Origin of the sequence: Rhodococcus maanshanensis NBRC 100610, assembly GCF_001894865.1 — a bacterium.
Classification (GTDB): Bacteria; Actinomycetota; Actinomycetes; order Mycobacteriales; family Mycobacteriaceae; genus Rhodococcus_G; species Rhodococcus_G maanshanensis.
Genome location: NZ_BCXA01000045.1, coordinates 38,861 through 58,898 on the forward strand (window position 1 = coordinate 38,861; position 20,038 = coordinate 58,898).

Genomic DNA, 20,038 nt, shown 5'->3' on the forward strand with positions numbered 1-20,038 from the left:
GCACCGCGCATCGGAGGGAGCACGATGACTCAGACGCTGCCCGCCGGGCTCACCGTGACCGCACGGGTGCCCGCGTCGACGGCGAATCTCGGTCCGGGCTTCGACACGCTGGGCATGGCCCTGGCGCTGTACGACGAGATCACGGTGACGACCACCGATGCGGGGTTGACGATCCGGGTGGAGGGCGAGGGCGCCGAGGACGTGCCCTGGGGCCCGTCGCACCTGGTCGTGCGTGCGATCGAGCGGGGGCTCGAGTCGATCGGTGTCTGGGCCGATGGTCTGGACGTGGTGTGCCGCAATGCGATTCCGCATTCGCGCGGACTCGGGTCGTCCGCGTCGGCCGCGGTCGGCGGGCTCGCGGTTGCGAACGGGCTGGCGAGCAAGCTCGACCCGGCGCTGGCGCTCACGCAGGAGCAGCTGGTCCAGCTCTCCTCCGAGTTCGAGGGCCATCCGGACAACGCGTCCGCGAGCGTGCTCGGCGGCGCGGTGGTGTCCTGGTCCGAGGACACCGGCGTCGCGGACTCGCCGCGCACCTACGCCGCGGTGCGGCTGGACGTGCACCCCGACATCCGGGTCGTGGCGCTGGTGCCGTCCGAGCGTTCCTCGACGGCGCAGACGCGGGGCCTGCTCCCGGAGCTGGTTCCGCACGCCGATGCCGCCTTCAACGTGAGCAGGGGAGCGCTGGCGGTGGTGGCGCTGACCAGTCGTCCCGACCTCCTGATGGCCGCGACCGAGGATCGGCTGCACCAGAGCCAGCGGGCGTCCGCGTTGCCGCTGACCACGCGTTGGATCGAAACGCTGCGGCAGGCAGGCATCGCGGCGACGGTGTCGGGCGCGGGTCCAACCGTGCTGGCGCTGTCGACCATGGCGTTCCCCGACGATCTGCGCGCCAAGGCGGAAGCGGACGGGCTCCGGGTGCTCGAGCTCGGCGTGGCGGACGGCGTGCAGGTCGGTTGATCGGCTGATCGGACGGCATACCGGCGGGTCGGTCCTTGCCCGCGGCCCGGTTGGAGGCTATCCTGAGGGTCGTTCGCCCATCGTGCGCATCAGACGCCGGTGTTCTACCAGGGCATTCACTCCGAAGATTGGCTCCCGTACCCCGGGACTGCTGAAGCAGGAGTAGACGCACCTGGCTCGATTCCCTCGCGTGATTTCCGCGGTGATCGACTCGGAACGTGCCTGTTCGAGAGGCCACGGGGGCGGACGAGCCGATAGTTCCATCCAGCGAACACGTCCGGCACAACCGAGTTCAGCGAGTGAGCTGAATCTCGGGACGAACCCTCGACACGCGCCGCGCGAGCGAGGGAAGGAAAGGATCTCCGTGACCGATACGGACCTGATCGCCACACCTGTTCTCGACACCCCGGTTGACTCCGCGGCGAGCCAGGCCGGCGGCAATGCACGAACTTCAGAGGCCACCGGCGACGCGGTGGCAGCCTCCACCAAGCGCGCCGAGGCCCGGCGCGGTTCCGGCCTGTCCGGAATGGTGCTGGCCGAGCTGCGCGGACTCGCGACCGAGCTCGGCATCAAGGGAACGTCCGGCCTGCGCAAGGGCGACCTGATCGCGGCCATCAAGGAGCGTCAGGGCGGCTCGGCCGCCACCAAGACGGCGGCTCCCAAGGCGGCCCCTGTCGAGGCCGCCGCGAGCGAGACCACGACCGCGCCGCAGCGGGTCGCCGAGGTCGCTCCGGCCGCCGAGTCGGCCCCCGCGACCACCGAGCGTCCGGCCGCGCAGCCCGCCGAGTCCGCCGAGGGCGAGCAGGGCGGCCGCCGAAACCGGCAGCGCCGCGGGTCCTCTCGCCAGGCCGGTTCGCCCGAGCAGGGTGAGTCGACGGCATCGACGGCCCCCGCGACCGAGCAGGGCGGCGACCGCCAGCCTCGTCAGGAACAGGGCGCACGCCAGGAGCAGGGTGGCGAGCGCAACCGTCGCGACCGCAACCAGGGCGAGCGTGGCCAGGGTGACCGCAATCAGGGTGAGCGGAACCAGGGCGAGCGTGGCCAGGGTGACCGCAACCAGGGCGAGCGTGGCCAGGGTGAGCGCAACCAGGGCGAGCGCAACCAGGGTGGCAACGGCCCGCGTGGCGAGGGTCGCAACGACAACCGCGGCGGCGAGGACGAGGACGGTCGGGGTCGGCGGGGACGCCGGTTCCGTGAGCGTCGTCGTGGACGCGACCGCGGCGAGGGCGGCGGCGCAGGCGCCGACCGCGACCTGGAGATCCGCGAGGACGATGTCCTGCAGCCGGTCGCGGGCATCCTCGACGTGCTCGACAACTACGCCTTCGTGCGGACCTCCGGTTACCTGGCGGGCCCGAACGACGTGTACGTCTCGATGAACCTGATCCGCAAGAACGGACTCCGTCGCGGCGACGCCATCACCGGTGCCGTCCGCGTCGCCCGTGAGGGTGAGGGCGGCGGCGGTGGCAGCCAGCGTCAGAAGTTCAACCCGCTGGTCCGGCTGGACACCGTCAACGGCGGCGACGTCGAGGCGGCCAAGCGGCGCCCCGAGTTCGGCAAGCTGACGCCGCTCTACCCGAACCAGCGTCTGCGCCTCGAGACCACGCCGAACATCCTCACCACCCGCGTCATCGACCTGGTGATGCCGATCGGTAAGGGCCAGCGCGCCCTGATCGTCAGCCCGCCGAAGGCCGGTAAGACGAGCGTGCTGCAGGCGATCGCGAACGCCATCGCCACCAACAACCCCGAGTGCTACCTGATGGTCGTCCTTGTCGACGAGCGTCCGGAAGAGGTCACCGACATGCAGCGTTCGGTGAAGGGTGAGGTCATCGCCTCGACCTTCGACCGGCCGCCGTCAGACCACACCTCGGTCGCCGAGCTCGCCATCGAGCGGGCCAAGCGACTGGTCGAGGAGGGCAAGGACGTCGTCGTGCTGCTCGACTCGATCACCCGACTCGGCCGCGCGTACAACAACTCGTCGCCCGCCTCGGGACGAATCCTCTCGGGTGGTGTCGACTCGACCGCGCTGTACCCGCCGAAGCGTTTCCTCGGCGCGGCCCGCAACATCGAGAACGGTGGCTCGCTCACGATCATCGCCACCGCGATGGTCGAGACCGGCTCCACCGGTGACACCGTGATCTTCGAGGAGTTCAAGGGCACCGGCAACGCGGAGCTCAAGCTCGATCGCAAGATCGCCGAGCGTCGGGTCTTCCCCGCGGTCGACGTCAACCCGTCCGGCACCCGCAAGGACGAGCTGCTGCTCAACCCGGACGAGGCGGCGGTGCTGCACAAGCTGCGCCGGGTGCTGTCCGGCCTGGACTCGCACCAGGCGATCGATCTGCTGATCGACCGGCTCAAGAAGAGCAAGAACAACCTCGAGTTCCTGATGCAGGTCTCCAAGACCGCGCCGGGAGCGATGGGCGACGACGACTAGCAATCGTGCGACGAGGCGGGCCCAGGACACCACACGGTTTCCTGGGCCCGCCTCGCGTTCGCGCCGGTCGGGAACAGATCGCGGCACCTGGTCGTTAGGACTTGATGCACGCGTTCTGGCAGAATGAACGATCGCGCCCGTGGCACTCGCCGCGTGCGAGCACAACAATGTCCGGTTCCGGTTCACGGCTTCGATTGGCGAAGGCGACCCGGCGACCACCGAAAGGGACACCATGAAGGCAGGAATCCACCCCAACTACGTGGCGACCACCGTCGTCTGCGGTTGCGGTAACACGTTCGAGACCCACAGCACCAAGGAGTCCGGACGCATCAACGTCGAGGTCTGCTCGCAGTGCCACCCGTTCTACACCGGCAAGCAGAAGATCCTCGACACCGGTGGACGCGTCGCGCGCTTCGAGGCTCGCTACGGCAAGCGCGCCGGCAAGAAGGCCGACGCCGACAGCTAGCTGTCCCGCCGACGCCCGTCCTGTGTTCCATTGCAGGCCGGGCGTCGGTTTTTTTGTACCCGTGGTGCGGGAGCCGGACCCGGCGCCGACATCCACCCATTGCACTGCCCGGCATCCCCTCGGGGGTGCCGACAACCGAGGAGCGAACCATGGCGGGGACCACCCAGCCGTCGGCGATCGATGACATCCTGGCCGAGCACGCCGGCCTTGAGCTGCAGCTGTCCGACCCGTCCCTGCACAACGATCCCGCGGCCGCCCGCCGGGTCGGCAAGCGGTTCGCCGAGCTCGCCCCGATCATGGCCACCCACACCAAGCTGCAGGCCGCCCGCGAGGACCTGGAGGCCGCGCGCGAGCTGGCAGCCGACGACTCGAGCTTCGCCGCCGAGGTGCCCGAGCTGGAGGCCAAGGTGGCCGAGCTCGACGTCGCCCTCACCGATCTGCTCGCGCCGCGGGACCCGCACGACGGCGACGACGTGGTGCTCGAGGTGAAGTCGGGGGAGGGCGGCGAGGAGTCCGCGTTGTTCGCCGCGGACCTGGCTCGGATGTACCTGCGCTACGCCGAACGGCACGGCTGGCGGGTCGAGGTCCTCGACGCGAACATCTCCGACCTCGGCGGCTACAAGGACGCGACCCTGTCGATCAAGTCGAAGGGCGACACCCGCGATGGTGTCTGGGCCCGGCTCAAGTTCGAGGGTGGCGTGCACCGCGTTCAGCGGGTGCCGGTCACCGAGTCGCAGGGGCGCGTGCACACCTCGGCGGCGGGCGTGCTGATCTACCCGGAGCCGGAGGAGGTCGAGGAGGTGCAGATCGACGAGACCGACCTGCGCATCGACGTGTACCGCTCGTCGGGCAAGGGTGGCCAGGGCGTCAACACCACCGACTCCGCGGTCCGGATCACCCACCTGCCCACCGGCATCGTCGTGACCTGCCAGAACGAGCGCTCGCAGCTGCAGAACAAGGCCCGCGCGATGCAGGTGCTCGCGGCCCGGCTGCAGGCGGCGGCCGAGGAGGCCGCCGCCGACGAGGCCTCGGCGGGCAGGCAGAGCCAGGTGCGCACCGTTGACCGCTCCGAGCGCATCCGCACCTACAACTTTCCCGAGAACCGGATCACCGATCACCGGATCGGGTTCAAGGCGCACAACCTCGACGCCGTGCTCGACGGCGACCTGGACGCGCTGCTGGACGCGCTCGGCAAGTCGGACCGGGAAGCCCGGCTCGCCGCCGAGTAGGCACCGGGCCACGGTCGGGTAATGCGGGGTTCCGGCGCAGACGCATGGCAGGCTGAACGGGTGAGTCGTCAACCCCTCCGCCTCGCGATCCTCGAGGCCGCCAAGCTGTTAGAGGAGGCGGGCGTACCCAGTCCCCGCACGGATGCGGAACTGCTCGCCGCCCATGTCGTCGGGGTGGAACGGACCAGGCTCGGGCTGGTGCCGCTCGTCGACCCCGAGGTGATCGAGCGGTACCGGGCGCTGATCGCCCGGCGAGCCGAACGCGTTCCGCTGCAGTACCTCACCGGTGTGGCGTCGATGGGAGACATCGACCTCCAGGTCGGTCCGGGGGTCTTCGTGCCGAGGCCGGAGACCGAGCTGATGTTCGCGTGGGCGCTCGCCGTCCTGGAGGGGCATCCCGCGCATCCGCCGGTGATCCTCGATCTGTGCACCGGCACCGGGGCCCTGGCGCTGGCGCTGGCGAACGCCCGCCCCGACGCGATCGTGCACGCGGTGGAACTGGATCCGGCGGCACTGGCCTGGACCCGCCGCAACGCCGAGGCCAGGGCGAACGAGGGCGACACCCCGATCACGCTGCACCAGGGCGACGTCACCGACCGGTCGCTGCTCACCGAGCTCGAGGGCAAGGTCGACGTCGTGGTGTCGAATCCGCCGTACATCCCCGAGGGCGCCGAGCTCGATCCCGAGGTCGCGGAGTTCGACCCGCACCTGGCGTTGTTCGGCGGTCCGGACGGGCTGTCGGTGATCACCCCGATGGTCTCCAACATCGCGCGCTGGCTGAAGATCGGCGGCGCGATGGCCATCGAGCACGACGACACCAACGGCGGTCAGGTGGCGGCCCTGCTGCGCGAGCGGCGGGTGTTCGGCGAGGTCGCCGAGCATCCGGACCTGGCGGGCAAGCCCCGGTTCGTGGTCGCCCGCCGGGTCGCGACGGACGCCGAGGCGGCCCGCGGGCACTGATCCACCGGCGTGCGAGCCCGCGGAACGGCCAGGGGTGTCTGCAACGGATCGACGCGGATGGAAGGATGGGGGCGTGAGCATCGTCTACGACTGCCGGAACACCGATTCGCGCGAGGCTGGCATCGCGGCCGCGACGAATTCGCTCAAGGCCGGGCGGCTGGTCGTCGTGCCGACCGACACCCTCTACGGCCTCGCGGCCAACGCCTTCGACGGCGAGGCCGTCACCGCGCTGCTGCGCGCCAAGGGCCGCGGACGGGACATGCCCGTGCCGGTGCTCGTCGGCTCCTGGAACACCATCGACGGACTCGTCTTCACGGTGCGGCCGCAGGCGCGTGAGTTGATCCGCGCCTTCTGGCCCGGTGGACTGAGTCTCGTTGTGCAGCAAGCGCCCTCGTTGGCGTGGGACCTTGGCGACACCAGGGGGACGGTGATGTTGCGGATGCCGCTGCACCCGGTGGCCCTCGAACTGCTGCGGGAGGTCGGACCCCTCGCCGTGTCCAGTGCGAACATCTCCGGGCACGCGCCGGCCGCCACCGTCGAGCAGGCCCGCGATCAGCTCGGCGGCGCCGCATCGGTGTACCTGGACGGTGGCCCCGCCCAGCATGCGGTGGCCTCGACGATCGTCGATCTCACGGCCGACGAGCCGCGCATCCTGCGCGAGGGGGCGGTCGCGGCCGCGGACATCGCGGAGGTCCTCGGCGTGACCGTCGAGAGCCTGCTGCCTGGACGGGTACCGGAATGAGCGACGCGGGATCCCCGCGACCGGCCCCCGCCGACCAGGCGTTCTGGGGCCCGGACTTCTCCGAGCTCGAGCGGATCGACCCGGAGATCGCCGAGATCACGCTCGCCGAGCTGGACCGGCTGCGCGGTGGGTTGCAGCTGATCGCGAGCGAGAACCTGACCAGCCCCGCGGTGCTGGCGGCGCTGGGCTCGACGCTGAGCAACAAGTACGCCGAGGGATACCCCGGTCACCGGTACTACGGCGGCTGCGCCGAGGTCGACCGCGCCGAGAGCCTGGCGATCGAGCGGGCCAAGACGCTGTTCGGGGCCGAGCACACCAACATGCAGCCGCACTCGGGGGCCAACGCCAACCTCGCGGTGTACGCCGCGTTCGCGCAGCCAGGCGACCCGGTGCTGGCGATGAGCCTGCCGCACGGCGGTCATCTCACCCACGGGTCCAAGGTGAGTTTCTCGGGCAAGTGGTTCACCCCGATCCCGTATCACGTGGACAAGTCGACCGAGCTCATCGACTACGACGAGGTCCGTGACCTCGCGCTGACCCATCGGCCGAAGATCATCGTCGCGGGCGCGACCGCATATCCGCGACTGATCGACTTCGCGAAGTTCCGGCAGATCGCCGACGAGGTGGGCGCCATCCTGTGGGTCGACGCCGCGCATTTCATCGGGTTGGTGGCGGGCGGGGCGATTCCGTCGCCGGTGCCGTATGCCGACGTCGTCTCCGCGACCACCCACAAGGTCCTGCGGGGGCCTCGCGGCGGCATGTTGCTGTGCCGGGCCGAGCACGCCAAGGCCGTCGACAAGGCGGTGTTCCCCTTCAGCCAGGGCGGTCCGCTCATGCACTCGATCGCGGCCAAGGCGGTCGCGCTGAAGGAAGCGGCGTCCGACGAGTACCGGGCCTACGCGTCGAGCGTGGTCGACAACGCCGCGGCGATGACCAAGGCCCTCGAGGCGGGCGGCATGCGCGCGGTGTCCGGCGGCACCGACACCCACCTGGCGCTGCTGGACCTTCGCGAGCTCGGGGTGAGCGGGGCCGAGGCCGAACGGCGATGCGAAGCGGCCCGAATCACGTTGAACAAGAACGCGATCCCATTCGATCCGGCGCCGCCGATGGTGGCGTCCGGGATCCGGGTCGGATCCGCAGCGGTGACCACTCAGGGCTTCGGCACCGACGACTGCGCGGCGGTCGGTGCGCTGATCGCCAGGGCGGTGCGGGCCGAGGACGGCACCACCGCGGGCGACGCCGAGCTGGCCGACGTGGCGCGCGAGGTCTCGGAGTTGGTGGCGCGCAAGCCTGCCTATCCCCGGCAGGCGCCGCAGTCGAGTGCAGCGGCGGGGGACGGCGCGCGGTGACGGTAGCCTCTTCGACGTGATCGCCGCCCATTCAGCATTGCTCGCTCAGTCGGGCCGGGGGGCCGGGGTCCCGATCAGGGAACTGTTGCTGGTGCTCTTCACCGCGGCGGTCATCACCTTCCTGGCGACCGGAGCCGTCCGGTTGTTCGCCCTCAAGTTCGGCGCCGTTGCCGTCCCGCGCGACCGCGACGTGCACGTGACGCCCACGCCCCGGCTCGGCGGCGTCGGGATGTACGTCGGCTTCGCGGCCGCGCTGCTGTTCGCCCAGCAACTACCGGCGCTGACGCGGGGGTTCGAGTACGGCACCAAGGACATCCCTGCGGCGCTCGTCTCCGGCGGCGTCATCGTGCTGGTCGGGATCATCGACGACAGGTGGGGCCTGGACGCGCTGACCAAGTTCGTCGGACAGGTCACCGCGGCTGGCGTGCTGGTGGTGATGGGGGTCAGCTGGTTCGTGCTGTACCTGCCCTTCAACGGCACAACGCTGGTCCTGGACCAGTTGCAGTCGGGCCTGGTGACGGTGCTGATCGCGGTCGTGATGATCAACGCCATGAACTTCGTCGACGGTCTCGACGGTCTCGCCGCCGGCCTCGGGCTGATCGCGGCGCTGGCGATCTGCGTGTTCTCGGTCGGCCTGCTGCACGAGCAGGGCGGTGACGTGAGCGCGTATCCGCCCGCGATGCTGGCCGCCGCGCTGGCGGGCGCGTGCCTCGGCTTCCTGCCGCACAACTTCCAGCCGGCCCGGATCTTCATGGGGGACTCGGGGTCGATGCTGATCGGCCTGATGCTGGCGGCCATCTCCACCAGCGCCTCCGGCCGGATCCCGCTCAGTGCCTACGGAACAAGGGACATCCTCGGTCTGCTCTCACCGCTGCTGCTGGTCGGCGCGGTGATGTTCATCCCGATCCTCGACCTGCTGCTCGCGGTGGTCCGGCGGACCAGGGCCGGGCGCAGCCCGTTCAGCCCCGACAAGATGCACCTGCACCACCGCCTGCTGCAGATCGGACACTCGCACCGTCGCGTGGTCCTGCTGATCTATTTGTGGGTCGGGGTGCTCGCGTTCGGCGCCGTTGGCTCGGCCCTGTTCGACCGGCGGATCGTGGTGCTGCTGGTGGCGGGCGGTCTGGTGTTTGCGCTGGTCGTGACGGCAGTGCCGTCGCTGCGCCTGAAGCAGGTCCCCGGCCGCGATCGGGTGGGCGAGCCGTAGCCAGCTAGGCTGGCTCATCGTGACCTTCTCTCCGGAACCCGTGCCCGACCAGTCCGCTCCGCTGCGCGCCGCGGTCCGCTATGGCGTCATCGGCCTGATCGCGCTCGCAGTGGTCGGCTCGATCATCGCCGTCCTGGCGGCAGGCATGCCGGGACTGTGGGGCGCGTTGATCGGCGTCGCGGTCGGGGGCGGCTTCATCCTGTGCACCGCGCTGGCGGTCCTGTTCACCGAGAAGCTCCCGCCCGCCACCTCGGGTGCGGTGTTGTTGGGCAGCTGGCTGCTCAAGATGATCCTGGCGATCCTGGTCCTCGGCGTGCTCAAGGGCATGGACTTCTACAGCAAGCAGGCGCTGGTCATCGTCATGGTGCTGGCGCTGGTGATCGTGCTCGGCGCCGAGACATATGGGCTGCTCAAGGTGAAGGTGCCCTATGTCACTCCCGCACAGCAGGACGGCTCTCCCGCACAGCAGGACGGCACATCCGGTGAGACGGAATCCGACGAAAAGTAGTACGACGACCTGTCGTAATCGGTCAAGCTGGACCCCCGTCTACACAACGTCGTAGTTGTATTGGTAGGGTCAGGGCCAAGCGAGAGCCGGAACGACGCGAAACACCCATTTCGCCGGGTCAGGCATCCTCGCAGGTGACCACGATCGTCAATTCCGCGTGTTCGGAAATGGCGAGTCGGGGAACACCGAGTCGACGACAGTCCGCCGACACCGACAGACGCGGGGCCGAGTGAATCGGCCACAGCAGCTGACGAATACGCGAGCCGACCTTGTCGACTTGTTAGATCGTCAATGTCCGATCGAACCGCAGGCGATGCCGCCTGCGGCCACGACTACGGGAGAGACCGCTGAGCGTCACCACCCTGGCCGCGGAGTTCCATCCGCCGTCACTTGCAGACTTCTTCCCTCCCGCCGTGCTGTTCGAGGGCACGCCCTTCGAGCTCGACCGGCTGATGCTGATCCGCATCCTCATGACGGTGGTGCTCCTCGCCTTCTTCGTGATCGCGATGCGCAGCCCGAAGCTGGTGCCGCGTGGCGCGCAGAACCTCGCCGAGATGGGTCTGGGATTCGTCAAGAACCAGATCGCCGATGAGGTACTCGGCAAGGAGCAGGGCAAGCGTTTCCTGCCCGTCATCACCACGATCTTCTTCACCGTGCTGTTCCTGAACGCGTCGAGTGTCATCCCGTTCCTGAACATCTCCTCGAATGCCCGCGTCGGCATGCCGATCGTCCTGGCGGCCCTCGCGTACATCACGTTCAACTACGTGGGTATCAAGAAGTACGGCTTCTTCAAGTACGTGAAGAGCAGCATCGTGGTCCCGAACGTCCCGATCGCGCTGCACGTGCTGCTGATCCCGATCGAGTTCATCTCGACGTTCATCCTGCGGCCGTTCACGCTGACCGTCCGACTCATGGCCAACATGCTGGCCGGCCACATCATGCTCGTGCTGTTCTTCAGCGCCACGCAGTTCTTCTTCTTCGAGGCAGCCGCCGGGATGAAGGTCTTCGGTGTGTTCTCCCTGGCAGCAGGTTTCGGGTTCACCCTCTTCGAGATGCTGGTGATCTTCCTGCAGGCGTACGTCTTCGCCCTGCTGACCGCCGTGTACATCGACCTCGCGCTGCACGCAGACTCGCACTGACCGCACTACACACAAACTGACCCATCCGCCGAATCCCGGTGGTGGGCAACGGAAAGGGAACGGAAACCAAATGAGCCTCGCGTACCTGGCACAGGAAGCCGTTGAGCAGACGACCACCGGCAAGGGCTACGGCGCCATCGGCTACGGCCTCGCGGCCATCGGCCCCGGCATCGGTGTGGGCATCGTCGTCGGCAAGGCCATCGAGGGCATCGCGCGTCAGCCCGAGCTGGCCGGCCAGATCCGTACCAACATGTTCCTCGGTATCGCATTCACCGAGGCCCTCGCGCTGATCGGCCTCGTCGCCGGCTTCATTTTCTGATCTCGCCATGTCAACCATTGCATTGATCGCAGCCGCGGAGGGCGAGGAGATCAATCCTCTCGTCCCCGCGACCTACGACATCGTGTGGTCGGCGATCTGCGTCATCGTCATCGGATTCGTCTTCTGGAAGTACGTCCTCCCGAAGTTCCAGCAGGCGCTGGCGGATCGTACCGAGCAGATCGAGGGCGGCATCGCCCGCGCCGAGGAAGCCCAGGCCGAGGCCAAGGAGACGCTGGAGCAGTACCGCGCCCAGCTCGCCGAGGCTCGGACCGAGGCCGCGGCCATCCGTGAGGATGCCCGGACCCAGGGCCAGCAGATCATCGCCGAGATGAAGGTCCAGGCACAGGCCGAGAGCGACCGCATCGTGGCCGCTGGCAGCAGCCAGCTCGCCGCTCAGCGTCAGCAGATCGTCACCGAACTGCGCAGCGACCTGGGCAAGACCGCGGTCGATCTGGCCGAGAAGGTCATCGGCGAGTCGCTGGCCGACGAGGTCAAGCGGTCGGGTTCGATCGATCGTTTCCTCAGCGAACTGGACGCCGTCAGCGCTGACTCCGCAGCCGGAAAGTGAGCACCATGTACGCAGCAAGCCGTGAGGCGCTGACTCATACGAGGAGCGCCCTGGAATCAGCGTTGGCCGGAGTTTCGGCCGGCGCGGCGACTGCAGCTGCGGCACAGACCGGTGCCGAGCTGTTCACGGTGGTCGAGGTTCTCGACGGCCAGCGCACGCTTCGCGCGTCGCTGTCCGACCCCTCGGCCCCCGCGGCGGTTCGGCAGGCCTTGGCCGAGCAGGTGTTCTCGGCCAAGGTTTCGGCCGAGGCGCTCGCGACGCTGAAGGCGGCTGTCTCCCAGGACTGGTCGAGCTCGGCCGACCTGCGGAACTCGCTGGTGCTGCTCGGTCGGGAGTCGCTGCTCAAGGCGGCCGACGATCAGGGTCAGCTCGACACCGTCGAGGACGAGCTCTTCCGCCTCGGCCGCATCGTGGCGGGCGACTCGAGCCTCGAGCAGGCGCTGTCAGATCGCGCGACGCCCACTGCGGCCAAGCGGGAACTGCTGTCCAAGCTGCTCTACGGCAAGGTCACCGCGATCACCGAGGCCCTGGCCAAGCAGGCCGCAGGCCGGTTGCGGACCGCACCAGCGGATGCCTTCAACGAGCTGTCGGAACTGGCGGCGGCGCGACGCGACAAGGCGGTCGCACATGTGCGCAGCGCCTCGGCGCTGTCCGCTGATCAGGAGGAGCGGCTCGCCGCGATCCTGACCCGCACCTACGGCAAGCCGGTCACCGTGCACGTGGAGGTCGACCCCGAGCTCCTGAGCGGCCTTGTCGTTCGCGTGGGCGACGAGGTCATCGACGGCAGTGCGGCGGGACGTCTCGCGTCACTGCGCAAGACCCTCAAGTAGTCCCGGCGTTCGCGCCCGACCTCAAACTCCAGATATTCGAAGACCAGATACCGAGAGCAGGAAAAACATGGCGGAGCTGACGATCTCCTCCGACGAGATCCGTAGCGCGATTGAGAACTACACCGCGAGCTACTCCCCGGAGGCCTCCCGCGAGGAGGTCGGAGCGGTGTCCGACACCAGTGACGGCATTGCGCACGTCACCGGCCTGCCTTCGGCGATGGCCAACGAGCTGCTGGAGTTCCCCGGCGGCGTGCTGGGCGTGGCGCTGAACCTGGAGGCCACCGAGATCGGTGCCGTCATCCTGGGTGACTTCGCTGACATCGAAGAGGGCCAGCCGGTCAAGCGGACCGGCGACGTGCTGTCCGTGCCGGTCGGCGACGCCTTCCTCGGCCGCGTCGTGAACCCGCTCGGCCAGCCCATCGACGGCCTGGGCGACATCGAGAGCACCGAGAACCGTGCCCTCGAGCTGCAGGCCGCGACCGTGCTGGAGCGTCAGCCCGTCGAGGAGCCGCTGCAGACCGGCATCAAGGCCATCGACGCGATGACCCCGATCGGCCGTGGACAGCGCCAGCTGGTGATCGGCGACCGCAAGACCGGCAAGACCGCGGTCTGCGTCGACGCCATCCTGAACCAGAAGGCCAACTGGGCGACCGGCGACCCGAAGCAGCAGGTTCGCTGCATCTACGTCGCGATCGGCCAGAAGGGCTCCACCATCGCGGGCGTCAAGCAGGCCCTCGAGGAGCAGGGCGCGATGGAGTACACCACCATCGTCGCGGCCCCGGCCTCCGATTCGGCCGGCTTCAAGTGGCTCGCCCCGTACACCGGTTCGGCCATCGGCCAGCACTGGATGTACCAGGGCAAGCACGTCCTCATCGTGTTCGACGACCTGACCAAGCAGGCCGAGGCGTACCGCGCCATCTCGCTGCTGCTGCGTCGTCCGCCGGGCCGCGAGGCGTACCCCGGTGACGTGTTCTACCTGCACTCCCGCCTGCTGGAGCGTTCGGCCAAGCTGTCCGACGAGCTCGGCGGCGGCTCGCTGACGGCACTGCCGATCATCGAGACCAAGGCCAACGACGTCTCGGCCTACATCCCGACCAACGTCATCTCCATCACCGACGGTCAGGTCTTCCTCGAGTCCGACCTGTTCAACAAGGGCATCCGCCCCGCGATCAACGTCGGTATCTCGGTTTCCCGAGTCGGTGGCGCCGCGCAGACCAAGGGCATGAAGAAGGTCTCCGGTTCGCTCCGTCTCGAGCTGGCCCAGTTCCGTGAGCTGGAGGCCTTCTCGGCCTTCGCCTCCGACCTGGACGACGCCTCCAAGGCTCAGCTCGAGCGTGGCCAGCGTCTGGTCGAGCTGCTCAAGCAGGACCAGTACTCCCCGATCGCCGTCGAGGACCAGATCGTCTCGATCTACCTCGCGGGCGAAGGCGTGTTCGACTCGGTGCCGGTCGGCGACGTCCGCCGCTTCGAGGCCGAGCTGCTCGAGGACCTGCACCGCAACGCGACCTCGGTCTACGAGGCCATCAAGGGTGGCAAGGCCCTCGACGACACCTCGATCGACGCTCTCAAGGCCGCGACCGACAAGTTCAAGGAAGGCTTCATCGCCTCCGACGGCAGCCGCGTTGTCAACGAGGCCGAGGCGACGACCCTCGGCGCGGACGAGGTCAGCCAGGAGCAGGTTTCCGTCACTCGCAAGCACGTCAGCAAGTGAGCGTGACGGCCGTGTCGGAATCTCGTGGGAAGGGAGTGTGACTGAGTAGATGGCAAGCCTGCGCGAACTGCGCTCACGTATCAAGTCAGTCAACTCGACCAAGAAGATCACCAAGGCGCAGGAGCTGATCGCGACCTCCCGCATCACCAAGGCTCAGGCCAGGGTTGCGGCGTCGAAGCCCTACGCCGAGGAGATCACCAAGGTGCTCTCCGCGCTGGCGAGCGCCTCCGGGTCGCTCGACCACCCGCTGCTGAACGAGCGGCCGGAGCCCAAGCGGGCTGCCGTGCTGGTCGTCACCAGCGACCGCGGCATGTGCGGCGGCTACAACTCCAACGTCCTCAAGGAGGCGGAGGAGCTGATGCAGCTGCTGCGCTCCGAGGGCAAGGAGCCGGTGCTGTACGCGATGGGCGCGAAGGGCCTGACGTACTACACCTTCCGTGATCGCGATCTGAAGGGTGCCTGGACCGGCTTCTCTCAGCAGCCCGGTTACGCGGACGCCGCCAAGGCGAGCCGGCACCTGGTCGAGCTCTTCATGGCCGGGTCGGGTTCCGAGGTCGCGGCGTACAACGGTGAAGGCACCGTCGAGGGCGTTGACGAACTGCACATCGTCTACACCCGCTTCGTGTCGATGCTGACCCAGACGCCTGAGGTCCGGCGGATGGCTCCGCTCGAGGTCGAGTACAAGGACGAGAACTTCGAACTCGGGGAGGACATGCTCTCCGATTCGAACGGTGCTCAGCCGACGGCGCAGTACGACTTCGAGCCGGAGGCCGGGACGCTGCTCTCGGCGCTGCTGCCGAAGTACATCAGCACCCGTATCTACTCCTCGCTGCTCGATGCGGCGGCCTCGGAGTCGGCTTCACGCCGTACCGCCATGAAGGCGGCGACGGACAACGCAAACGAGCTGGTGAACACCCTGAGCCGCCAGGCCAACCAGGTTCGCCAGGCCCAGATCACCCAGGAAATCAGCGAGATCGTCGGTGGCGCGAATGCGCTCGCCTCGAGCGCAGGAAGTGACTAGACACATGACCGCAGCAGTAACCCAAACCAACGCGAACGGCTCGGGCACCACGTCCGGCCGGGTCGTGCGGGTCATCGGTCCCGTTGTGGACGTTGAGTTCCCGCGTGGCGCCGTTCCCGCCCTGTTCAACGCGCTGAACGCAGAGGTCACTCTGCCGACGGTCGCGAAGACCCTGACCCTCGAGGTGGCGCAGCACCTGGGCGACAACCTGGTGCGCACCATTTCGATGCAGCCGACCGACGGCCTGGTCCGCGGCGCGGCGGTCGTCGACTCCGGCAAGCCGATCTCGGTTCCCGTCGGTGACGTCGTCAAGGGCCACGTGTTCAACGCCCTCGGTGACTGCCTCGACACCCCGGGCCTCGGTCGCGACGGCGAGCAGTGGGGCATCCACCGCAAGCCCCCCGCCTTCGATCAGCTCGAGGGCAAGACCGAGATCCTCGAGACCGGCATCAAGGTCATCGACCTGCTGACCCCGTACGTCAAGGGCGGCAAGATCGGTCTGTTCGGTGGTGCCGGCGTCGGCAAGACCGTTCTGATCCAGGAGATGATCACCCGTATCGCCCGCGAGTTCTCCGGCACCTCGGTGTTCGCAGGCGTCGGTGAGCGCACCCGTGAGGGCACGGACCTCCACCTCGAGATGGCCGAGATGGGCGTTCTCCAGGACACCGCGCTCGTGTTCGGTCAGATGGACGAGCCGCCGGGAACGCGTATGCGCGTCGCCCTGTCGGCGCTGACCATGGCGGAGTACTTCCGCGATGTGCAGAACCAGGACGTGTTGCTCTTCATCGACAACATCTTCCGTTTCACGCAGGCCGGCTCCGAGGTCTCGACCCTGCTGGGTCGTATGCCCTCCGCCGTTGGTTACCAGCCGACGCTGGCGGACGAGATGGGTGAGCTCCAGGAGCGCATCACCTCGACCCGTGGCCGTTCGATCACCTCGCTGCAGGCGATCTACGTCCCCGCCGACGACTACACCGACCCGGCGCCCGCGACCACCTTCGCGCACCTCGATGCGACCACCGAGCTCTCGCGTCCGATTTCGCAGATGGGTATCTACCCCGCTGTGGACCCGCTGACGTCGACCTCGCGCATCCTCGAGCCCGGCATCGTCGGTGCGGAGCACTTCCGCGTCGCGAACGAGGTCAAGCGGATCCTGCAGAAGTACAAGGAGCTGCAGGACATCATCGCCATCCTGGGTATGGACGAGCTGCAGGAAGAGGACAAGATCCTCGTCGGCCGCGCGCGCCGTATCCAGAAGTTCCTCGGCCAGAACTTCATCGTGGCCGAGAAGTTCACGGGTGAGGCCGGTTCCGTTGTGCCGCTGCGCGACACCATCGAGGCCTTCGACCGCGTCTGCAAGGGCGAGTTCGATCACCTGCCCGAGCAGGCGTTCAACAGCTGCGGTGGACTCGACGACGTCGAGGCCGCTGCCAAGAAGATCGCCGGGAAGTAGTCGACAATGGCTGAGATGACTGTTGAGCTTGTTGCCGTCGAGCAGCGGCTGTGGTCGGGTTCGGCGACGCTCGTCAGCGCTCAGACCACCGAGGGCGAGATCGGCATCATGTACGGACATGAGCCGGTCCTCGGACAGCTGATCGAGGCAGGCGTGGTTGCCATCACCACCGCCGACGGCGAGCGCGTCGTCGCCGCGGTGCACGGTGGCTTCCTCTCGGTGACGGGCACCACCGTCACGATCCTGGCGGAGTCCGCGGACTTCGCGGGCGACGTCGACGTCGAGGCCGCCAAGGCGGTCCTGGCCGAGACGACCGAGGATCTCGAGGCGATCGCGATCGCCAGGGGTCAGCTCCGCGCCGTAGAGCGCGCCTGACCGGTACCAACCCGATAGCCGCGACGAGCAAGGCCGACGAGCAGTGACAACCGGAGTGACAGTTCTATTCGTTCTGGTTGTCCTGCTCGCGGCGCTCGTCGCGGCTTTCGTGTATCGGTTGGGGGTGCTGCGCCGCGGCGGCACGGCGGCGATCGTCCGGGCCACCCCCGCTGCCGCTGGCCAGGGCTGGCGGCACGGTGTCATCCGGTACGGCGAGGAGGATCTCGTCTTCTATAAGCTCTCCAGCCTCCGGCCGGGACCCGACTCGCGGATCAGCAGGCAGGGCATCGAGGTGGGGGATCGGCGCGGGCCCCGCGACACCGAGTTCGACATCATGACCGACGAGATCGTGATCCTGTCGGTGCAGGACGGCGATCACGGCTACGAGGTGGCGCTCGATTCCGGCGCCCTCACCGCGTTCCTGTCCTGGGTGGAATCGCGTCCCTCGGGACGCTCCATGCGGGGCCGTCCGGCCTGACACGCACCCATATCGAAGACCCCGGCGCATCGCCGGGGTCTTTCTCGTTCAGTGCCCGCCCGCGGATTCGGTGCCGCCCGCCCCCGGCTTCCACAGCACGTCGCCCTCGGGGTTCGCGGCGCGGCTCAGGATGAACAGCAGGTCGGAGAGTCGGTTCAGGTACTTGGCAGGCAGCACACTGGTGTCCTCGGGGGAGGCGTCCACCGCAGCCCACGCGGAGCGTTCGGCCCGTCGCACCACGGTCCGCGCCACGTGCAGGAGCGCCGCCAGCGCCGTGCCACCGGGCAGGATGAAGGAGTTCAGCGGCGTCAGCGGCTCGTTGTACTGATCGCACCAGCCCTCGAGTCGCTCGATGTAGCCGGCCGTGACCCGCAGCGGCGGGTACTTGGGATCCGCGACGACCGGGGTGGACAGGTCCGCGCCCGCGTCGAAGAGATCGTTCTGGATCTGACGCAGCACCGCGACGAACTCGGGTCCCGGCCTGCCAAGCGCGAGGGCCACGCCCAGGCTGGCATTGGCCTCGTCGCAGTCCGCGTACGCGATCAGCCGCGGATCGTTCTTCGACACCCGCGAGAAGTCGCTGAGACCGGTGGTCCCGTCGTCGCCGGTACGGGTGTAGATGCGGGTCAGGTGTACGGACATGACGTCACGGTACCGCTCGTGCTTATCGAATCGGGACCGCTCGCGGTCGGGAGCCGGTCGCGGCTGACTAGGCTGTCGCACTGTGAGTGAACGCTTTCTTGTCACCGGCGGCAACAGGCTGACGGGTGAGGTCTCGGTGGGCGGCGCGAAGAACAGCGTCCTGAAGTTGATGGCGGCTGCCCTCCTTGCGGAGGGCACGACCACCATCACCAACTGCCCGGACATCCTCGACGTCCCGCTGATGGCGGAGGTACTGCGCGGACTCGGCTGCGAGGTGGTGCTCGAGGGGGACGAGGCACGCATCACGACGCCGGCCGAACCGAAGTACCACGCCGATTTCCCCGCCGTGACCCAGTTCCGCGCATCGGTGTGTGTCCTCGGACCCCTGGTCGCGCGGTGCAGGCGCGCCGTCGTCGCGCTCCCAGGGGGCGACGCGATCGGGTCGCGCCCACTGGACATGCACCAGTCCGGACTGGAGTTGCTCGGCGCGCGCAGCGAGATCCAGCACGGGTGCGTCGTGGCGGAGGCGGACGACCTGCACGGCGCCACCATCCGCCTGGCGTTTCCGTCGGTCGGTGCCACCGAGAACATCCTGATGGCCGCGGTGCTGGCCAAGGGCGAGACCGTCATCGACAACGCCGCCCGCGAACCCGAGATCGTCGATCTGTGCAACATGCTCAGGCGGATGGGTGCCCAGATCGAGGGTGCGGGTTCGACGACCCTGACCATTCGGGGGGTCAAGACCATGCAACCGACCACCCATCGGGTGATCGGTGATCGGATCGTGGCGGCGACGTGGGGGATCGCGGCGGCCATGACCCGGGGCGATGTGCGGGTGCGCGGGGTCAACCCGAAGCACCTCTCGCTCGTGCTCGACAAGCTCCGGTCCGCGGGCTCGCAGGTGACGATGGAGCCGGACGGATTCCGGATCGTGCAGGAGGGCCGCCCCACCGCGGTGAACTATGCGACGCTGCCGTACCCGGGATTCCCGACCGACCTGCAGCCGATGGCGATCGGGCTGGCCGCAGTCGCGGACGGCACGTCGATGATCACCGAGAACGTCTTCGAGGCGCGGTTCCGGTTCGTCGAGGAGATGATCCGGCTCGGTGCCGATGCCCGCACCGACGGACATCACGCGGTGGTCCGGGGGATCCCGCGGCTCTCGAGCGCGCCGGTGTGGTCCTCGGACATCCGGGCCGGTGCCGGACTGGTGCTGGCCGGCCTGGTGGCGGACGGCGTCACCGAGGTCCACGACGTCTTCCACATCGACCGTGGGTACCCGAGATTTGTCGAGAACCTGACGGGTCTCGGCGGCATGATCGAGCGGGTGCCAGCCCCTGCGGTGGCCGGCTGAGCGAGCCGTCGCAGCGGGGGAGCGCCGAGAGTGTTCGGCGTCACAATGATCGATTTCCCCCGAAAGTGCCGGTTGGTCCGCCGACTCGAGCGCTCTGACCTGGCAATTTCTGAGGCGAACGGGTCGCGACATGGCGATTTGCCACAGCGTTCGCCGCCGCGTAACTTTTGTCGAGTCAGAGCGACACGGACACCGACCCGGCCGAGAGGCGCGGGACACGAGGTTGGACGAAGGCGCCAGACAATCCCAAAGCTTGCTTGATCAATCAGCCCGGTTTTGACTGGGAGGCTTCGATGAGC

The 20,038-nt window shown here is 68.3% G+C and carries 20 protein-coding genes; 19 read left to right on the top strand and 1 reads right to left on the bottom strand.

The features are described from left to right. The first annotated feature begins 24 nt into the window (after nucleotides 1-24). The 18 genes from thrB to RM1_RS20620 all read left to right on the top strand — a co-directional run bounded on the left by thrB (nucleotide 25) and on the right by RM1_RS20620 (nucleotide 17,743). Nucleotides 25-957, top strand: coding sequence for a homoserine kinase (gene thrB / locus RM1_RS20535; protein ID WP_072753569.1), 933 nt, complete (start codon nucleotides 25-27; stop codon nucleotides 955-957). Between the two features lie 364 nt (nucleotides 958-1,321). Then, nucleotides 1,322-3,388, top strand: coding sequence for a transcription termination factor Rho (rho, locus tag RM1_RS20540; RefSeq protein ID WP_072753551.1), 2,067 nt, complete (start codon nucleotides 1,322-1,324; stop codon nucleotides 3,386-3,388). Between the two features lie 232 nt (nucleotides 3,389-3,620). Beyond that, nucleotides 3,621-3,854 carry a 50S ribosomal protein L31 gene (rpmE, locus tag RM1_RS20545; RefSeq protein ID WP_027503018.1) on the top strand — a complete coding sequence of 78 codons (234 nt, stop codon included), beginning with the start codon at nucleotides 3,621-3,623 and terminating at the stop codon, nucleotides 3,852-3,854. Between the two features lie 149 nt (nucleotides 3,855-4,003). Then, nucleotides 4,004-5,083: a peptide chain release factor 1 gene (prfA, locus tag RM1_RS20550; protein ID WP_072753552.1), complete on the top strand. Its 1,080-nt coding sequence runs from the start codon at nucleotides 4,004-4,006 to the stop codon at nucleotides 5,081-5,083. Nucleotides 5,084-5,143: 60 nt separating this feature from the next. Next, a complete protein-coding gene (gene prmC / locus RM1_RS20555; RefSeq protein WP_072753553.1) occupies nucleotides 5,144-6,043 on the top strand; it encodes a peptide chain release factor N(5)-glutamine methyltransferase in 900 nt (299 codons plus the stop codon). A gap of 73 nt (nucleotides 6,044-6,116) precedes the next feature. Beyond that, nucleotides 6,117-6,785 (top strand): L-threonylcarbamoyladenylate synthase, encoded by a 669-nt coding sequence (locus RM1_RS20560; protein ID WP_027503021.1) that lies wholly within the window; start codon nucleotides 6,117-6,119, stop codon nucleotides 6,783-6,785. Beyond that, a complete protein-coding gene (gene glyA, locus RM1_RS20565) occupies nucleotides 6,782-8,134 on the top strand; it encodes a serine hydroxymethyltransferase (protein ID WP_072753554.1) in 1,353 nt (450 codons plus the stop codon). The genes RM1_RS20560 and glyA overlap by 4 nt, the downstream gene beginning before the upstream one ends. Before the next feature lie 16 nt (nucleotides 8,135-8,150). Further along, nucleotides 8,151-9,341: a glycosyltransferase family 4 protein gene (locus tag RM1_RS20570; protein ID WP_072753570.1), complete on the top strand. Its 1,191-nt coding sequence runs from the start codon at nucleotides 8,151-8,153 to the stop codon at nucleotides 9,339-9,341. 19 nt (nucleotides 9,342-9,360) lie between these two features. Next, nucleotides 9,361-9,849 carry a Cg1360 family ATP-synthase-associated protein gene (locus RM1_RS20575; protein WP_072753555.1) on the top strand — a complete coding sequence of 163 codons (489 nt, stop codon included), beginning with the start codon at nucleotides 9,361-9,363 and terminating at the stop codon, nucleotides 9,847-9,849. Between the two features lie 320 nt (nucleotides 9,850-10,169). Further along, a complete protein-coding gene (atpB, locus tag RM1_RS20580) occupies nucleotides 10,170-10,988 on the top strand; it encodes a F0F1 ATP synthase subunit A (protein ID WP_486363892.1) in 819 nt (272 codons plus the stop codon). Between the two features lie 70 nt (nucleotides 10,989-11,058). Then, complete coding sequence (locus tag RM1_RS20585; RefSeq protein ID WP_027503025.1) at nucleotides 11,059-11,307, top strand: ATP synthase F0 subunit C; 249 nt, start codon at nucleotides 11,059-11,061, stop codon at nucleotides 11,305-11,307. A 7-nt stretch (nucleotides 11,308-11,314) separates the two neighbouring features. Next, the gene (locus RM1_RS20590; RefSeq protein ID WP_072753557.1) at nucleotides 11,315-11,875 is read left to right on the top strand and encodes a F0F1 ATP synthase subunit B; all 561 of its coding nucleotides are present in this window, start codon (nucleotides 11,315-11,317) and stop codon (nucleotides 11,873-11,875) included. A 5-nt stretch (nucleotides 11,876-11,880) separates the two neighbouring features. Next, a complete protein-coding gene (locus RM1_RS20595; protein WP_072753571.1) occupies nucleotides 11,881-12,705 on the top strand; it encodes a F0F1 ATP synthase subunit delta in 825 nt (274 codons plus the stop codon). Between the two features lie 67 nt (nucleotides 12,706-12,772). Further along, nucleotides 12,773-14,416 carry a F0F1 ATP synthase subunit alpha gene (gene atpA, locus RM1_RS20600; protein WP_072753558.1) on the top strand — a complete coding sequence of 548 codons (1,644 nt, stop codon included), beginning with the start codon at nucleotides 12,773-12,775 and terminating at the stop codon, nucleotides 14,414-14,416. Between the two features lie 49 nt (nucleotides 14,417-14,465). Further along, complete coding sequence (locus RM1_RS20605) at nucleotides 14,466-15,437, top strand: F0F1 ATP synthase subunit gamma (RefSeq protein WP_072753559.1); 972 nt, start codon at nucleotides 14,466-14,468, stop codon at nucleotides 15,435-15,437. A gap of 4 nt (nucleotides 15,438-15,441) precedes the next feature. Continuing rightward, nucleotides 15,442-16,890, top strand: coding sequence for a F0F1 ATP synthase subunit beta (gene atpD / locus RM1_RS20610; protein ID WP_072753560.1), 1,449 nt, complete (start codon nucleotides 15,442-15,444; stop codon nucleotides 16,888-16,890). A 6-nt stretch (nucleotides 16,891-16,896) separates the two neighbouring features. Beyond that, nucleotides 16,897-17,265: a F0F1 ATP synthase subunit epsilon gene (locus tag RM1_RS20615; RefSeq protein ID WP_072753561.1), complete on the top strand. Its 369-nt coding sequence runs from the start codon at nucleotides 16,897-16,899 to the stop codon at nucleotides 17,263-17,265. Nucleotides 17,266-17,320: 55 nt separating this feature from the next. After that, nucleotides 17,321-17,743, top strand: a complete 423-nt coding sequence (locus RM1_RS20620) for a DUF2550 domain-containing protein (RefSeq protein ID WP_231496677.1) — start codon at nucleotides 17,321-17,323, stop codon at nucleotides 17,741-17,743. A 48-nt stretch (nucleotides 17,744-17,791) separates the two neighbouring features. On the opposite strand, the gene RM1_RS20625 is transcribed toward RM1_RS20620, so the two are convergent. Next, entirely contained in the window at nucleotides 17,792-18,385 is a 594-nt protein-coding gene (locus RM1_RS20625; protein WP_072753562.1) for a cob(I)yrinic acid a,c-diamide adenosyltransferase, read from the bottom strand. Nucleotides 18,386-18,467: 82 nt separating this feature from the next. Between RM1_RS20625 and murA the strand changes: the two genes are divergently transcribed. Beyond that, nucleotides 18,468-19,739 (top strand): UDP-N-acetylglucosamine 1-carboxyvinyltransferase, encoded by a 1,272-nt coding sequence (murA, locus tag RM1_RS20630; RefSeq protein WP_027503034.1) that lies wholly within the window; start codon nucleotides 18,468-18,470, stop codon nucleotides 19,737-19,739. Nucleotides 19,740-20,038 lie beyond the last annotated feature (299 nt).

Bases quoted from the DNA above. Each gene is read 5' to 3' on its own strand.
- thrB (WP_072753569.1), top strand. From the start codon at position 25: ATGACTCAGACGCTGCCCGCCGGGCTCACCGTGACCGCACGGGTGCCC.
- rpmE (WP_027503018.1), top strand. From the start codon at position 3,621: ATGAAGGCAGGAATCCACCCCAACTACGTGGCGACCACCGTCGTCTGC.
- prfA (WP_072753552.1), top strand. From the start codon at position 4,004: ATGGCGGGGACCACCCAGCCGTCGGCGATCGATGACATCCTGGCCGAG.
- glyA (WP_072753554.1), top strand. From the start codon at position 6,782: ATGAGCGACGCGGGATCCCCGCGACCGGCCCCCGCCGACCAGGCGTTC.
- RM1_RS20585 (WP_027503025.1), top strand. From the start codon at position 11,059: ATGAGCCTCGCGTACCTGGCACAGGAAGCCGTTGAGCAGACGACCACC.
- RM1_RS20590 (WP_072753557.1), top strand. From the start codon at position 11,315: ATGTCAACCATTGCATTGATCGCAGCCGCGGAGGGCGAGGAGATCAAT.
- RM1_RS20595 (WP_072753571.1), top strand. From the start codon at position 11,881: ATGTACGCAGCAAGCCGTGAGGCGCTGACTCATACGAGGAGCGCCCTG.
- atpA (WP_072753558.1), top strand. From the start codon at position 12,773: ATGGCGGAGCTGACGATCTCCTCCGACGAGATCCGTAGCGCGATTGAG.
- RM1_RS20605 (WP_072753559.1), top strand. From the start codon at position 14,466: ATGGCAAGCCTGCGCGAACTGCGCTCACGTATCAAGTCAGTCAACTCG.
- atpD (WP_072753560.1), top strand. From the start codon at position 15,442: ATGACCGCAGCAGTAACCCAAACCAACGCGAACGGCTCGGGCACCACG.
- RM1_RS20615 (WP_072753561.1), top strand. From the start codon at position 16,897: ATGGCTGAGATGACTGTTGAGCTTGTTGCCGTCGAGCAGCGGCTGTGG.
- RM1_RS20625 (WP_072753562.1), bottom strand. From the start codon at position 18,385: ATGTCCGTACACCTGACCCGCATCTACACCCGTACCGGCGACGACGGG.